Annotated in this window: 13 protein-coding genes; 4 read left to right on the top strand and 9 right to left on the bottom strand. The window is 62.1% G+C overall.

The features are described 5' to 3' along the window. Complete coding sequence (gene moaA / locus EY713_RS15200; RefSeq protein WP_425374315.1) at positions 1–1,044, top strand: GTP 3',8-cyclase MoaA; 1,044 nt, start codon at positions 1–3, stop codon at positions 1,042–1,044. Positions 1,045–1,068: 24 nt separating this feature from the next. Here the strand turns inward: moaA and EY713_RS15195 are convergent, their stop codons facing one another. From EY713_RS15195 to clpS, 5 genes are all read right to left on the bottom strand, one after another. Beyond that, the gene (locus tag EY713_RS15195) at positions 1,069–2,256 is read right to left on the bottom strand and encodes an SMP-30/gluconolactonase/LRE family protein (RefSeq protein WP_245572743.1); all 1,188 of its coding nucleotides are present in this window, start codon (positions 2,254–2,256) and stop codon (positions 1,069–1,071) included. A gap of 135 nt (positions 2,257–2,391) precedes the next feature. Then, the gene (locus EY713_RS15190; RefSeq protein WP_342634210.1) at positions 2,392–3,525 is read right to left on the bottom strand and encodes a TRAP transporter substrate-binding protein; all 1,134 of its coding nucleotides are present in this window, start codon (positions 3,523–3,525) and stop codon (positions 2,392–2,394) included. 49 nt (positions 3,526–3,574) lie between these two features. After that, complete coding sequence (locus EY713_RS15185) at positions 3,575–4,711, bottom strand: Mrp/NBP35 family ATP-binding protein (RefSeq protein ID WP_131116228.1); 1,137 nt, start codon at positions 4,709–4,711, stop codon at positions 3,575–3,577. A 123-nt stretch (positions 4,712–4,834) separates the two neighbouring features. After that, entirely contained in the window at positions 4,835–7,315 is a 2,481-nt protein-coding gene (clpA, locus tag EY713_RS15180; RefSeq protein ID WP_131116225.1) for an ATP-dependent Clp protease ATP-binding subunit ClpA, read from the bottom strand. A 15-nt stretch (positions 7,316–7,330) separates the two neighbouring features. Then, the gene (gene clpS, locus EY713_RS15175; RefSeq protein WP_131119779.1) at positions 7,331–7,669 is read right to left on the bottom strand and encodes an ATP-dependent Clp protease adapter ClpS; all 339 of its coding nucleotides are present in this window, start codon (positions 7,667–7,669) and stop codon (positions 7,331–7,333) included. 431 nt (positions 7,670–8,100) lie between these two features. Between clpS and EY713_RS15170 the strand changes: the two genes are divergently transcribed. Then, a complete protein-coding gene (locus EY713_RS15170; protein WP_165491146.1) occupies positions 8,101–9,756 on the top strand; it encodes a D-alanyl-D-alanine carboxypeptidase in 1,656 nt (551 codons plus the stop codon). A gap of 109 nt (positions 9,757–9,865) precedes the next feature. On the opposite strand, the gene EY713_RS15165 is transcribed toward EY713_RS15170, so the two are convergent. Together EY713_RS15165 and EY713_RS15160 are read right to left on the bottom strand one after the other, a co-directional pair. Then, on the bottom strand, positions 9,866–10,600 hold the full coding sequence (locus EY713_RS15165) for a DnaJ domain-containing protein (protein WP_131116219.1): 735 nt from the start codon (positions 10,598–10,600) through the stop codon (positions 9,866–9,868). A gap of 18 nt (positions 10,601–10,618) precedes the next feature. Further along, entirely contained in the window at positions 10,619–11,341 is a 723-nt protein-coding gene (locus EY713_RS15160; protein WP_131116216.1) for a VWA domain-containing protein, read from the bottom strand. Positions 11,342–11,427: 86 nt separating this feature from the next. On the opposite strand from EY713_RS15160, the gene panC reads away from it, so the two are divergent. After that, entirely contained in the window at positions 11,428–12,288 is an 861-nt protein-coding gene (gene panC, locus EY713_RS15155; RefSeq protein WP_131116213.1) for a pantoate--beta-alanine ligase, read from the top strand. 22 nt (positions 12,289–12,310) lie between these two features. Here the strand turns inward: panC and EY713_RS15150 are convergent, their stop codons facing one another. Both EY713_RS15150 and EY713_RS15145 read right to left on the bottom strand, forming a co-directional pair. Continuing rightward, positions 12,311–12,748, bottom strand: coding sequence for a DUF1489 family protein (locus EY713_RS15150; protein ID WP_131116211.1), 438 nt, complete (start codon positions 12,746–12,748; stop codon positions 12,311–12,313). Between the two features lie 88 nt (positions 12,749–12,836). Beyond that, complete coding sequence (locus EY713_RS15145) at positions 12,837–13,490, bottom strand: glutathione S-transferase family protein (RefSeq protein ID WP_131116208.1); 654 nt, start codon at positions 13,488–13,490, stop codon at positions 12,837–12,839. 181 nt (positions 13,491–13,671) lie between these two features. Here EY713_RS15145 and EY713_RS15140 point away from each other — a divergent pair, with 181 nt between their 5' ends. After that, entirely contained in the window at positions 13,672–14,382 is a 711-nt protein-coding gene (locus tag EY713_RS15140) for a DUF599 domain-containing protein (RefSeq protein ID WP_131116204.1), read from the top strand. Positions 14,383–14,398: the final 16 nt, after the last annotated feature.

The raw sequence follows: 14,398 nt of genomic DNA, 5'->3' as shown, positions 1-14,398 counted from the left end.
ATGGGCATGATCAACGCGCCCACGACCGATCTGACGCTGCTCGACAACCCGCCGCTGATCGATCCATTCGGGCGCGCAATCAGCTACGTCCGAGTGTCGGTCACCGATCGGTGCGACTTTCGATGCACTTACTGCATGTCGGAGGAGATGCGCTTTCTGCCGAAACGCGATCTCCTGACGCTTGAGGAGTTGGACCGACTCTGCACCGCCTTCGTGACCCGCGGCACGCGAAAGCTCAGGATCACCGGCGGCGAGCCGCTCGTGCGGCGTGATATCTTGCACCTGTTCGAGCGTCTCTCCCGCCATCTTGTCTCGGGGCGTCTCGACGAGTTGACCTTGACCACGAATGGCTCGCAGCTCGCGAACTTCGCGGGCCCTCTGGCCGCAACGGGTGTCCAGCGGATCAACGTGTCGCTGGACACGCTCGATCCCGAGAAATTCCGCGCCATCACACGTCGCGGCGATCTCGCTCAGGTGCTGGCCGGCATACGCGCTGCTCGACAAGCCGGCTTGTCGGTCAAGATCAATTGCGTGGCGTTGAAAGGCTTTAACGATAGCGAGTTTGAAGAGTTGATCGCCTGGGCGCATGGGGACGGGATGGAGATCACGTTCATCGAAGTCATGCCACTTGGCGAAGATCGCGCTGACCAGGCAGACCAGTATCTCTCGCTCGAGGACGTTCGACGCCAATTGTCCGCGACGCTGACGCTCGAGCCGATCTCGCATCGGACCGGAGGTCCGGCCCGCTATATGCGCGTGAAGGAGACGGGCGGCCGTATCGGGTTCATTACGCCGCTCAGCCACAATTTCTGTGAAAGCTGCAACCGGGTGCGCGTGACATGCACCGGCACCTTGTTCATGTGCCTTGGTCAGAATGACGCCGCGGACCTGCGAACGCCGCTGCGTCTCTCCGAGGACGATCGAGCCTTGATGCTGGCGTTGGACGAGGCGATCGCACGCAAGCCAAAGGGGCATGACTTTCTTGCCGATCGCTTGGTCTCCAAGCCACGCGTTGGCCGGCCCATGAGCCAGACCGGCGGCTGAACGCCGGTCTGGTCGCACGCCAACTTATTTGGAAAAAGCCGGGTTTTTATCGATCAGTCCGGCTTTGCCCGGAACGATTTTCCACAGGTTGAAGGATTTCGCAGCCCAGCCTCCGGTGTTGAAGCGCGGCGAGTCGGTAATGTCTGAATTTGTCACGTAAAGCGTTCCATCCGGCCCTTGCGCGAAGGTATCGGGCCAGCGGAGGCGTGGATCGCTGACAAGGGTCGTGCGCTTCCCGCCGAGCTCCATCGTTTCGATAGCGCTTTTCTGGACGGCTGTGAAAAACAGGCGATTTCTCGCATCCGTCCACAAGCCGTCGTTCGGCTCGCTATCGGCGACCTTCTCGACCTTCTGCGACATCTGCTCCGGCGAGAGGCTGACGTCAGCGAGCGCCGCCGTCGCGATCCGGTATAACGTCTTACCGGTCAAGGGTTGCCAGTACAGATACTGGCCTTTCGGATCGATGCTGATGCTGTCTGCGGCGAATTGCACACCGCGCCCGTCCGGTTGCTTCATCTCCTTGCCGTCGATCGCGACCTTCACGGTCTTATCGACTTGAGTCGACACGTCACCATCGAGCACCCGACGACCTTGTCCCGTCGTCAGATCGAGAACCACCAGAGCGCCTGTCGCGCCTGAATCGGTCATGTAGGCCGTCTTGCCATCGGGCGAGAAACGAACGTCGTTGAGATAGCTTCCCTGTGGCGCGACACTCAGATCGAACCCGAACACCTGCGCGACCTTGTTGGTGGCGAGGTCGATCTTGACCAACTTTGGCCCGCCCGGAACGATGAACTCCGTGTTGGGCGCGGCGGGATCGATGACCCAGAGCGAGCCCTTGCCATCGGCCGTCTCGGCCTGAACACAGACGAAATGATCGTTCGCGGACCGTGGCGCGGCGTTGCGATACGCGTTCCATTCGGCGTCAGGATAGGGGTGCAACGCCCCATCCGGCATCAGTTCCGCCAAGGAGATCGGCGCATCTTCGGACCAACGCGGAAAGCTGACGAAGATGCGGCCCGTCTCGGTCACGGCGACACCCGTAACCTGATGATCAAAACTGGCGACCTTGGCGATGGTCGCAGGGCCGTCTTTTCCAGTGAGTTTCTGCACGGCGGCTTCGGCTTGATCCTGCAGGGGGACGGCAGACGCGACACATGGCGCCAGCATCGCAACCGACAGCATCAAGGTCGCGATCAACGGTCTTGTCATAGGGCTTTCCTTCGATCTATCGCTCCGCTGTCGGAGCAATGGACCCGAAAACGCCGATCCGGCCCCCTCGTTCCCGCCTTCATGCTTATGGTAACGTCGCAGCCTCGCCTGCCCGACGACCCCGCATGAGACAGATCAGCCTTTGGCGCGCTGCCGGATCATGAAGTTATCAAACGTATATTCGCCGACCTGCCACCATAGATATTCCTCCGACCGGAAGTTGACGGTGCTGTCGAGCACGGCCTTGAAGTGAGGATTTCCGTCTGCAATGTCATGCAGCACATCGTTGGTGGTCTTGAAGGCAGCTTCGAGAACATCCTGCGGGAAAGCGCGTAATTGGGCGCCGGAAACGACGAGCCGCTTCAAAGCAGCGGGGTTCCGCGCATCATAGCGCGCCAGCATCTCGGTATTGGCCGTCATCGCCGCAGCCTTCAAAGCGGCGCGAAAGGGTGCCGGCAAGGCCTCATATTTCGCCTTGTTGAAGGCGACATGGATGACCGATCCACCCCGCCACCAGCCCGGGTAATAATAATTCGGTGCCACCTTCTGAAGGGCGGTCTTCTCGTCACTCGCCAATCTATCGTCGTCATAAGGGCTGACCCAGGTCGCGGCATCGATCGTGCCTTGGTCGAGAGCGGTGTAGAGATCGGCGCGTGGCGTCGCCTGCGGAATGGCGCCCAATTGCTGCAGGACTTTGCCGGCTAATCCGCCGATCCGGATCTTAAGACCTTGCAGGTCGGCCACCGACTTCACCGGCTTGCGGAAGAAGCCGCCCATTTGAGCGCCCGTATTCCCGGCCGGAAACGCCAGAACACCATAGCCGCCCAGAAATTCATTGAAGAGATCGTTGCCGCCGCCCTCATAGGCATAGGCGGCCTGTCCGCGCGCATTCAGGCCGAACGGGATCGCGGTTGCGAGAGCGAATGTCGGGTCCTTGCCGTAGAAATAGTCCATCGAGGTGTGACAAGCCTCGACGGTTCCGGCCTGCACCGCGTCGAGGGCCTGAAGACCCGGTACAGCGTCACCCGGTGCCAGCACATCGATGCGGAAACGGCCTCCGGTCAAATCACCGACCACGCGGGCGAACGTCTCGGCTCCACCGAACATGAGATCGAGCGACTTCGGAAAGCTCGACGTCAGCCGCCAGATCACATCCGGGGTCGGTGTCGCGGCTGACGGAGCATCCTCGCCCCGAGCCGTTCCGGCCACCAGAACTCCCGTCGCCGCCGCAGTTGCGATAAACCGTCGCCGTCCCACCCCGGTCTTCATGCACAACTCCCTCGCGTTAATCTCGGACTGGTCGTGTCGAGCGTCTCGCTTATTCCATGACGATCATCGGGGCCGGGCGACTGTTTTGCCCGGCGAGCGAGTCGAGAACGCCTTGCGCCATCGCCTTATAGGCCGCCGCATGCGGACCATTGGGAGCCGATACCATGACTGGAGTTCCGGCATCGGAGGTGGTTCGGATGTCGAGCGCCAAGGGGATCTCGCCCAGGAACGGCACGCCGAGGCGCTCCGCCTCATGGCGCGCGCCGCCATGGCCAAAGATGTTGGTTTCGGTGCCGCAACTCGGGCAGATGAACGTGCTCATATTTTCGACGACACCAAGGATCGGCACCTCGACCCGCCGGAACATCGCAACCCCGCGTCGCGCATCGATCAGCGCCAGATCCTGAGGCGTCGAGACGATGACGGCACCGGCCAGCGGCACCGATTGCGCCATGGTGAGCTGGGCGTCGCCCGTGCCGGGCGGCATATCGACCACCATGATGTCGATCTCACCCCACTGCACGTCCCGGAGCATTTGCGTTATGGCCGACATGACCATCGGACCACGCCAGATCATCGGCGTTTCCTCCTCGACCAGGAAACCGATCGACATGACCTTCAGCCCATAGGCATCGAGCGGACGCATGATCCGGCCATCCACGACCTCCGGCTTGCCCTTTAGGTCAAACAGGCGCGGCATGGACGGGCCGTAGATGTCGGCGTCCAGCACCGCGACTTTGTTGCCGAGCGCCTGCAGGGCCAGCGCGAGATTGCAGGCCGTGGTTGACTTGCCAACACCACCCTTTCCCGACGCAACCGCGATGATGGTCTTCACGCCGACCACGGCGATGCCGGCCCGAGCCGCCTGAGCCTTCGGCCCGAGAGCAGGTGCCGCATGCGAATGAGCGTGCGGCGCGGGCGCGCCAGCCGCCCCTACCGGTTTTTGCGCCGTCAGCGTGACGAGAACCGACGCGACCCCATCGAGGCCTGCGACGAGCTTTTCAACACGCTCCCGCATCGGTTCCGCTTCTGTCGCGAGGCGCCGATCGACCTCGATCGATATGAAAACGCGCCCGTCCTTGACGACGACGCCACCGAGCGCACCCGAACGTGGAAGCGGCGTCAGCCCGTCCGGCCCCTTTATGCCTTCAAGCGCCTGCAGCACGGATTCTTGGTTAAGAGGCATGAATGAAAATCTTCGATCGAAAGGGTCTGGATTGGGGGCAGACATAGCATGACAACGAAAAACGGCGCTCCAACATTTGCGATGGAGCGCCGCCGAAACAATCAGGTTCGGGACTGAATGCGATCAGGTCTTGAGCGGAACTTTGGGAACAGACCCACCACCGGCGGATGGCGGCGTCTCGCCATCGCCATCCTCCTCCGTATCGAAGGTCTCCGGCTCCTCCTCGTCGCGCGCATCTTCGGCTTCGGCACGGCTCTTTCGCTTCCGTCCCGCCTCGACGATATCGCGCTCTGGACGCGGCATAACCGGCCCGTCCAGGTAGACGAAGCCGAGCTTCTTCGGCCCGCCTTCCTCCGCCGTGACGACGACACGAACAGCACCGCCGTTCTTGAGCTTGCCGAACAACACTTCATCGGCCAGTGGCGTCTTGATCGACTGCTGGATGACACGGGCCATCGGCCGCGCACCCATCGCCTCATCGTAGCCGTTCTCGATCAACCAGTTGCGCGCCTCGTCGGTCAGTTCGATCGTGACATTGCGATCGGCGAGTTGTGCTTCGAGCTGCAGGATGAACTTGTCGACCACCTTGGCAATGACGGATGCCGGCAAATGACCAAACGGAACAATCGCATCCAAGCGATTTCTGAACTCCGGCGTGAACAACCGGTTGATCGCCTCGATATCCTCTCCGGTCCGCTTGGCGCGCGTGAAACCGATCATCGCACGCGCTTGATCCGACGCACCAGCATTCGTGGTCATGATCAGGATGACGTTACGGAAATCGATCTGCTTTCCGCTGTGATCCGTCAGCTTTCCATGGTCCATGATCTGCAACAAGATGTTGTAGAGATCAGGGTGAGCCTTCTCGATCTCGTCCAGCAGCAGCACACAATGCGGATGCTGATCGATTCCATCGGTCAACAACCCACCCTGGTCGAACCCGACGTAGCCGGGAGGCGCGCCGATCAGTCGGCTGACGGTGTGACGCTCCATATATTCCGACATGTCGAAGCGGATCAGTTCCACCCCGAGGCCGAGCGCCAGTTGGCGCGCAGCCTCCGTTTTCCCGACGCCCGTGGGGCCGGAGAACAGGTAAGAGCCGATCGGCTTCTCTCCGTCGCGCAAGCCGGCGCGAGCCAGCTTGATGGCGGAGGTCAGCGACGCGATCGCCTCATCCTGCCCATAGACGACCGCCTTCAGGGTAGCATCGAGATGCGCCAACACCTCGGCATCATCCTTCGACACGGTCTTGGGCGGGATACGCGCCATCGTGGCGATCGTGCTCTCGATCTCCTTGATGCCGATCGTCTTCTTGCGCTTGGCTTCGGGCACAAGCATCTGCGACGCGCCCGACTCGTCGATCACATCGATCGCCTTATCGGGGAGCTTGCGGTCGTGGATATAGCGGGCCGAGAGCTCGACCGCCGCCCGAACCGCCTCATTGGTGAAGCGGACTTTGTGGAATTCCTCGAAATAGGGCTTGAGACCCTTCAAGATTTCCACAGCATCCGGCACCGACGGCTCGTTGACGTCGATCTTTTGGAAGCGACGAACCAGCGCGCGATCCTTCTCGAAATACTGACGATATTCCTTGTAGGTGGTCGAGCCGATGCAACGCAGACCACCCTGGGCAAGCGCCGGCTTCAACAGGTTCGACGCATCCATGGCGCCGCCCGAGGTCGCGCCCGCGCCGATGACCGTATGGATTTCGTCGATAAACAGGATCGCGTTCTTGTGACCCTCGATCTCCTTCATGACCTGCTTCAGACGCTCCTCGAAGTCGCCCCGATATCGCGTCCCCGCCAGCAGCGTGCCCATGTCGAGCGCAAAGACGGTCGCACCAGCAAGAACCTCCGGCACCTCATTCTTGATGATTTTGCGCGCAAGACCTTCCGCAATCGCGGTTTTTCCAACGCCCGGATCACCGACCAAGAGCGGATTGTTCTTCTGTCGACGGCAGAGAACCTGAATGGTGCGCTGCACCTCCATCTCACGGCCGATCAACGGATCAATGCGGCCGTCTCGCGCTTTCTTGTTCAGATTGACGCAATAGGCCTCGAGAGCGCCTTCCTTCTTCTTGGAGTCCGGCTCCTTCGCGTCCTTGTCGCGGCCATCGCCCTCCTCGTCGGCGCCGCGCGGCGACTTTGACGGATCCGACAAGCCGGGACGCTTGGCAATGCCATGGCTGATGTAATTGACCGCGTCGTAGCGGGTCATATCCTGCTCCTGCAGGAAATAGGCGGCGTGGCTCTCGCGCTCGGCGAAGATCGCGACCAACACGTTGGCGCCGGTCACTTCTTCGCGGCCCGACGATTGGACATGAATGTGGGCGCGCTGGATGACGCGTTGGAAGCCGGCCGTCGGCTTGGCGTCGTCGTGTCCCTCGGCCACAAGGTTTTCGAGTTCGTTGTCGATATATTCGACGAGTTGCTTCTTCAGAATGTCGATGTCGACGGAGCAAGCGCGCAACACCGCCGCAGCATCGGTGTCGTCGATCAGCGCAAGCAGCAGATGTTCGAGCGTCGCATATTCATGGTGGCGTTCATTGGCGACCGCCAAGGCACGATGAAGCGATTGTTCTAGAGCACGTGAGAATGCAGGCATGGGGACAGCGGCCTCTCAGTTTTTTTCCATAATACATTGCAGAGGATGTTGGTGCTTGCGCGCGAAATCCATCACCTGCGTCACTTTGGTCTCCGCAACCTCGTAGGTGAACACCCCACACTCCCCCACGCCTTGTTGGTGGACATGCAACATGATCCTGGTCGCGTCTTCCGGCCCTTTGTTGAAATACTTCCGCAGCACGGCGACAACGAATTCCATCGGCGTGTAATCATCATTCAGAAGCAAAACCCTGTACATGCTGGGTTTTTTGGTTTGCGTCTTGGGACGCGTGATAACCGCCGTTCCGGTGCCGTTTCCGTCACCGTTCTTCTTCGGCTCCTTCGGCGCCATCATCCTGATGACCGTCTGGACGTTCGAAGCGCGCGGATTGAGATCAGAGACAGGGGCATCGACAGTCAACGTCACTGTATCCTCGTATTCGGCAATTCACCCGACCGGCACCTCGTCGCCCGGTTTGCTAATGTACGGTCGCGCCGAGCGCTTCGCCAGAGCACGGCCGCTTTTGTTTCGACCCGGAATGTTGGCAGTGATCGTGGCGCAACTAGGGCTAAGGCTCGACGATGATGCGCCGAGTAGATTTCAGAAATTTTCCCTCGAATGCGGCGGAACCAACTTACCGGCCGTTAACCGCGCCGTAACTGCGATCACCTAGCGTTTTGGCTCGTGATGTTTCGGTCACGCAAGGCCCTCGGGCCTTCGATCGGAACCGGCCATGAGGGTGATTGATGGGTTCGCGTCACAACGGGTTAGTCCGGAAAGGCTGCTTGACGATCGTTGGCCTGACGCTGGCGATGATGGCGACGACGGGGGAAGCCCAGGCGAGACGTCACCACGGTCATGCGCGCGCTCATATGGCCAACCATGGGGCTCGGCATCACGTGTCCCTGGTCGATTCGCCGAAGTTCTCAGCCATGGTGGTCGATGCGAATAGTGGTCGCACCCTCTATGCGGTTGCTGAGAATGAGCTGCGCCACCCGGCCTCGATCACCAAGGTTATGACGCTCTACCTTCTGTTCGAAAAGCTTCAGTCCGGGGAGATGAGCCTCGACACCCGCATCGACGTGTCGCGCCACGCCGCCGCCCAGGCTCCGACCAAACTAGGCCTCCGCGCCGGGTCGACCATTCGGGTCGAAGATGCCATCAAATCCATTGTTACGAAATCGGCCAATGACATGGCGGTCGCGGTGGCCGAATCGATCGGGGGCGACGAGCCAAGCTTCGCGAGCCTGATGACCCGCAAGGCTCACGCGCTCGGCATGTCCCGCACCGTCTACGTCAACGCCTCGGGCCTGCCTGACGATCGCCAATTGACCACGGCGCGCGATCTCACGCTCCTCGGGCGCGCCATCAAGGAAAACTTCCCGACCTACTATCGCTTCTTCTCGACCCCGAGCTTCACCTATGCGGGGTCGTATATGGCAAACCACAACCATCTGATGGCCCGCATCGAAGGCATGGACGGCATCAAGACCGGCTATACGCGCGCCTCGGGCTTCAACCTGTTGTCGTCGGTCAACCAGGGCGGCCACCGGATCATCTCTGTCGTGCTCGGCGGCAAGTCGGCAGCCGGCCGCGATAACATCATGGCGTCGCTGATCGAAAACCACATCGAGGAAGCCGCTCCGACACGCGTCGCGTCCGCGGCGCCTCCCTCGCCGATCGAACGCCCGGCCGAAACTGTCGACACTGAGGTGGCGGATGCAGCGCCCGACGTCGAGCCGGCCAAGGAACGCGGCCCCAACCTGATCGCCCCGACCCTTGCGGTTCCGCCCTCCCCGGCCACACGGCCGAGCGACCGCGCCCGCACGCTGGGTCAGGCTGTGCTGGCCGGTGCCATCCCCTCGCCATCCGAACGGCCCCGTCCGGCCTTCATCGCCGGCGCGCCGAAAATCGACCTCTCGCGTCTGCCCCCGCCCATGGCCGCCAATGAGCGTCAGCGGTTGATCCTCGATGGCTCGACCAATGGCCGTCCGGCTGCGTCGAACTCGTCCGCGGTGGCGCTCGCAACAGCCACACCGTCGACGCTGAAATGGGTTGCGGGCCCGAATGGATCGAAAGCCGCAAAGGCGGCTCCCCTGCCGGTTGTAAAGCCCGAGATTTTGGCTAGCCGGTCTCGCCCGGAGGAAACGCGCGTCGATCGAAGCGACGCCAAGGATCGTTCCGCTTCGGAGCAGCACGGCGGCTGGGTGATCCAGATCGGCGCGACAGATGCTCCCGGCAAAGCCACCGATCTCCTCAATCGCGCCAAATCCGAGGGCCGCTCCGCCCTCGCGTCGGCTCGGCCCATGACCGAGAAGGTCAAGAAGGGCGATTCCACCCTCTACCGCGCCCGCTTCGTCGGGCTTGATACCGGGAGTGCCGAAGCCGCCTGCAAAACCTTGAAGCGGTCAGGCTTTGCCTGCATCGCAATGCGGGATTGAGGCAAGATGCAGCAGCTCGCCCCAACTCGTCTCGACCACGGCACACGTTTCGCGGCCGTCCGTGGGCGCGCCTCCTCCCTCTCGTTTCAGCTTCCAGCGTAAGGCGATGTCACAGATGTCGGCGCATCAGCACGTCTTTGGCTTCGTTCACGCGGGCCGCGAGATCGGTGGAGCCCCCATGGTCCGGGTGGAATTTCTTCATCAGCGCCCGGTGCGAACGGGTGATCTCCTCCCGGGTCGCGCTTTTCGCAAGACCAAGCACCTCGTAAGCCTCATCCTCCGACATGGAACCTGGACGCCGGCCGCTTCGGTTCGACGCGTCAGCGCGCCCCGCGTCGCCTCCATCGTGTCCTGCCTGACGCCAGCCGGCAAACCGGCGGTCGAAATACGCCTCTAGCAAACGCGCGCCTTCCGGATCGTCGGAGAGGCATCGGGCCAGGAGGCTCATGCACCGTGTTTTCGTGAGTTGATCGAGCGACGCGCCCTCGTCCGACCCTGCCAAGACGGTGCCGGTCATCACGCCCGTCGCATGATCGAGTTCCATCTCGATCATGGCGGAGCGCACCCTCGAAATCTTTCTGGGACGGGTGCCGGTCGCCCCCATGATGCCCCGCAAAATCGCGGGTGCCTTCTTGCCGCTGGTGAGCCAGACCCCGACCCCCCCGAGCGCAAGCGCGGCATCAATCTGGCCGCGCACCAACAAGAAAATGGCCAGCATCAAGGCCAGCAGGCCGCCACCGCGCCGCATCAGGCGGGCGACCCCAGCCGGATTGGCGCGAACGAATGTTTTCAGCCCGACCGAGGCGAGCCAAAACAGCAACAATCCAGCGATAAGAAACGGCATGAATGCACTATCGCCCGGTTAACGCAGCTGTGAAAGCAGGTTTTGCGCCGTAGAGCCGTCCGAGGCGCGTGTTTGTGCAAGAAGACCGGAATGCCCTCCTGCCGCATAGGCAGCTGCGGCCGACAGCAACTCCGCCAGGCGTTTGGGCGAACTCGCATCGAAGGTCGCGTAAGCGCCCCCGGTCAGCCGCGCAATCTCTTGAAACCCGCGTGTCGCCGCACGATCGTTGCCTTCATGGAACATGAAGGCCTTGATGCCGAGCAACCCGAGTTCGCCGGCCGTGGCGCAGAGCGGATCGATCCGTTCTTCAAGGCAATCGCCGACATAGACGAGCGCCGCGACCCTGCCACGCCGCGCTTCGTCGCGCGCATGGGTCAGCACCCGGCCGATCTGCGTATTGCCGCCCTCGACCCGGATCTTGGACATGACGCCCGCAAGGCCCGCTCCTCCCGAGACAAAGCGAGAGGCCTTGCATTCAGTCAGGCCGCGGAAATACACGAGTTGCACGTCGAGCCCGCCCAAGGCCGCCGTCGTGTCGAACATTTTCGCCTGCACCGCAATGGCGACATCCCAGGTGGGTTGCCGGCTCATGGTCGCATCGAGCGCGAAGATCAATCGACCTCGACCGGACGAAGCCGCATAAGGCGCTGGCGTCTGGGCGGCCTGATCGATAAAGGCATCCACCTCGGCGCGCGATGGCGTGGAGCGGGGCGATACGGGAGGCGAATTACGTTGAATCACAGGACAACCTCGCTCATTCCGACAGCCCTCGTCCGTAGATCGTCCTCCTGCCTCGTGTCGGCAAGCGCCACGTCGAGCGTGCGGCAATGATCCACGCATCTGCGGCCATCGCGGTGGCGCGTGACGTTGAGGCTTTGCGCGCGACGGTCAAGCAGTGGCGCGACGCCGGGGACAAGGTCGCGCTGATCCCGACCATGGGCGCGCTGCACGAGGGACATGCGTCGCTGGTCCGCCAAGGCCAAAAGGAGGCACGGCGCACGATCGTCTCGATCTTCGTGAATCCGACCCAGTTTGCGCCGACGGAGGATTTCGCAGCCTACCCGCGCACCTTCGAGACCGATTGCGCGATGCTGGCCGCCATCGGAGCCGATCTTGTTTATGCGCCGACGGCTGCGGTCATGTATCCACCCGGTTTTTCGTCAACAGTGTCGGTGGGCGGGCCAGCGACCGTCGGTCTCGAAGACGCCTATCGCCCGCAATTCTTCGCCGGGGTTGCGACCATCGTGGCCAAACTTCTGATCCAATCCGCCCCGGATGTCGCGCTTTTCGGACAGAAGGATTACCAGCAGCTGCAGGTCATCCGACACATGGTGCGTGACCTCGATCTTCCGGTCGCGATCATGGGGGCCGAGACGATCCGCGAGCCGGATGGGTTGGCGATGTCCTCGCGCAACCGGTATTTGTCGGAGACCGAGCGGAAAACCGCTGCCTTCATCCCAGCCGTTTTGCGGGATTGCGCGGCAGCGTTGCGCGACGGGAGTGCGCCGGCTCCGACACTGTCCCAGGCCAGAGCGCGACTAGAGCGGGCCGGTTTCGTCCTCGATTATCTCGAGCTGCGCGACGCCGAGACGCTGGCCCCCGTCGCGGCCCTTAGCGGACAACCGGCTCGATTGCTGGTCGCGGCCAAGATCGGGACGACGCGGCTCATCGATAATTGGGCCGTCTAGTCTCGAGCGAGCGAGGCAGCCGCTACAGCAACCCGAGTTCGCGCAGTTCCCGGCGCAGCGGCTCGGGCATCGCGGCGAGGTCAGAGCGGAGATTGCCGAAATCCATCGGAGCATCCTCAGGCCGAAGATAGCGCCAGCCCTGAAAGGGCCGGTGCGGCCGCGGATCGACCGGCACCATGGCCGGATCGAGCACCAAGTGACAGCGCCCGATCCCATCGTGATCGGTGAACGGGCGAACGCCGAGCAGCGCTTGACGCACGGCGACCTGGCCTTTGATGATCCAGTAGAGCGATCCGCCGTCGAGCAGTTCCGGCACGCGTTTCGGCACCATACGGGTCGTATGGCGCTGCTCCGGCGTTTCGCCATTGCGGACCATCTCGCTCATCCGAGCCGTGACCCAGCCTTGTAGGTCGGCGATCGACTCCGCGCCGACGCAGAGTTTCAAGATGTGAAGCGGCATGTGCGGTGTTCTACCGAACTGCCGGAGCCGAGCAACCACACAGTCCGCGATCGGTCGTCGCAGACCGGCTTGTCCACGACAACATCGATCAGATGGCTTCGTATTTGTCCAAGAACCACGGCTCGGCTTTCGCCCCCTCGAGCCACGCCTGCCACGCCGGTAGCGCCATCATGGCGTCCATATAGGCGCGTGACCCCGGCTGCTGCACGAGATCATAGACATGCAGGCGATTGACCACCGGCGCATACATGGCGTCGGCGGCCGTGAAAGCCCCGAACAGGAACGGGCCGCCCTGCCCATAGTCGTGGCGCATCGCGGCCCAGAGCGCTTCGATCCGAGCGACATCGGCCACGACCGCGTCGCTGACCTCGATCTTGCGAACCGCGCGACGCATGTTCATCGGGCATGCCTTGCGGAGATTGCCGAAGCCGGCGTGCATTTCGGACGACACGGACCGGGCGATCGCGCGGGCGTTGGCGTCCTTCGGCCAGATCGCAACCTCGGAATGCCGATCGGCGCAATATTCCAGAATCGCCAAGGATTCCCAGATCACGATCCCGTCGACCGCGAGCGCCGGCACCGTTCCGGTCGGCGAATGCCGCAAGATGTCGGTATGGGTCGTCGGTTGATCGAGAGGAATGACCTCGTCCTCGAAGGGCAGGCCGAAATGCGTCATGGCGAGCCAGGGCCGCAACGACCAGGACGAATAGGCCTTGTTGCCGATGTAAAGACGCGGTGCCATGCAGAACAATCCTCTTTGATCGAGCGGCATGATGGCTGGATCGACCGCCTCGGCCAAGCCAATCTTTATGATGGAAAAGCATCATCGGATGCGATGAGTCAGCGACTTATGAGGGTCGATCGCAGCGGCATCGCGACGTCTCGTGATACGATGACGCCCGACGGGGAGGAACCATCGACCGATGCTTGGATTCACGATCGCGGATGATGTGGGCTTGGCGCTCTTCCTCGCCGCCTGGATCGCCTATTACCTGTTCGTCGAGCGGGCCTCGGCCGGCCGCAAGGGCCTGAACGGTTTGATGAACGAATATCGTCTCCGCTGGATGCTGGAGATGCAGGGCCGGGACAATCGCATTGTCGATTCGTCACTCCTGATGACCATCCAGACCAGCACATCGTTCTTCGCGTCGACATCCTTGATCGCGATCGGCGGCACCCTGGCGTTGCTGCGCGGCACCGACGACGTGCTGAAGATCTTCGCCGACCTGCCGCTCGGCATCGCGTCCACACGAGGCGCATTCGAAGCCAAGGTTCTCGGGCTCACGATCATCTTCGGCTATGCGTTTTTCAAATTCTCCTGGGCATCGCGCCTTTACGGCTATGTCGCGATTCTGATCGGCTCGGTGCCGCCCAAGCAATCCAGCCGCGTCGAACAAAAACGCCTCGTCGCGATCCGCGCCGCCGAGATGAACATCGTGGCGGGTCGTCATTTCAATCGCGGGCAGCGCGCCTTCTTCTTTGCGGTCGCCTATCTCGGCTGGTTCGTCAGCCCCTATGTATTGATCGGTGCGACCGCCCTGACGCTCGGCGTCATGTGGATGAGGCAATTCGGCTCCGACGCGCGGGCGGCCGTGATGCTGATCGTTCCAGACGATCTCACGATCGAGGATTGAACAGACACGCAGTCGA

The organism is Lichenihabitans psoromatis, from assembly GCF_004323635.1.
GTDB classification, from domain to species: Bacteria; Pseudomonadota; Alphaproteobacteria; order Rhizobiales; family Beijerinckiaceae; genus Lichenihabitans; species Lichenihabitans psoromatis.
This window is presented reverse-complemented; position numbering and strand designations above follow the sequence as displayed.

Bases quoted from the DNA above. Each gene is read 5' to 3' on its own strand.
- moaA (WP_425374315.1), top strand. From the start codon at position 1: ATGGGCATGATCAACGCGCCCACGACCGATCTGACGCTGCTCGACAAC.
- EY713_RS15195 (WP_245572743.1), bottom strand. From the start codon at position 2,256: ATGACAAGACCGTTGATCGCGACCTTGATGCTGTCGGTTGCGATGCTG.
- EY713_RS15190 (WP_342634210.1), bottom strand. From the start codon at position 3,525: ATGAAGACCGGGGTGGGACGGCGACGGTTTATCGCAACTGCGGCGGCG.
- EY713_RS15185 (WP_131116228.1), bottom strand. From the start codon at position 4,711: ATGCCTCTTAACCAAGAATCCGTGCTGCAGGCGCTTGAAGGCATAAAG.
- clpA (WP_131116225.1), bottom strand. From the start codon at position 7,315: ATGCCTGCATTCTCACGTGCTCTAGAACAATCGCTTCATCGTGCCTTG.
- clpS (WP_131119779.1), bottom strand. From the start codon at position 7,669: ATGATGGCGCCGAAGGAGCCGAAGAAGAACGGTGACGGAAACGGCACC.
- EY713_RS15165 (WP_131116219.1), bottom strand. From the start codon at position 10,600: ATGCCGTTTCTTATCGCTGGATTGTTGCTGTTTTGGCTCGCCTCGGTC.
- panC (WP_131116213.1), top strand. From the start codon at position 11,428: ATGATCCACGCATCTGCGGCCATCGCGGTGGCGCGTGACGTTGAGGCT.
- EY713_RS15150 (WP_131116211.1), bottom strand. From the start codon at position 12,748: ATGCCGCTTCACATCTTGAAACTCTGCGTCGGCGCGGAGTCGATCGCC.
- EY713_RS15145 (WP_131116208.1), bottom strand. From the start codon at position 13,490: ATGGCACCGCGTCTTTACATCGGCAACAAGGCCTATTCGTCCTGGTCG.
- EY713_RS15140 (WP_131116204.1), top strand. From the start codon at position 13,672: ATGCTTGGATTCACGATCGCGGATGATGTGGGCTTGGCGCTCTTCCTC.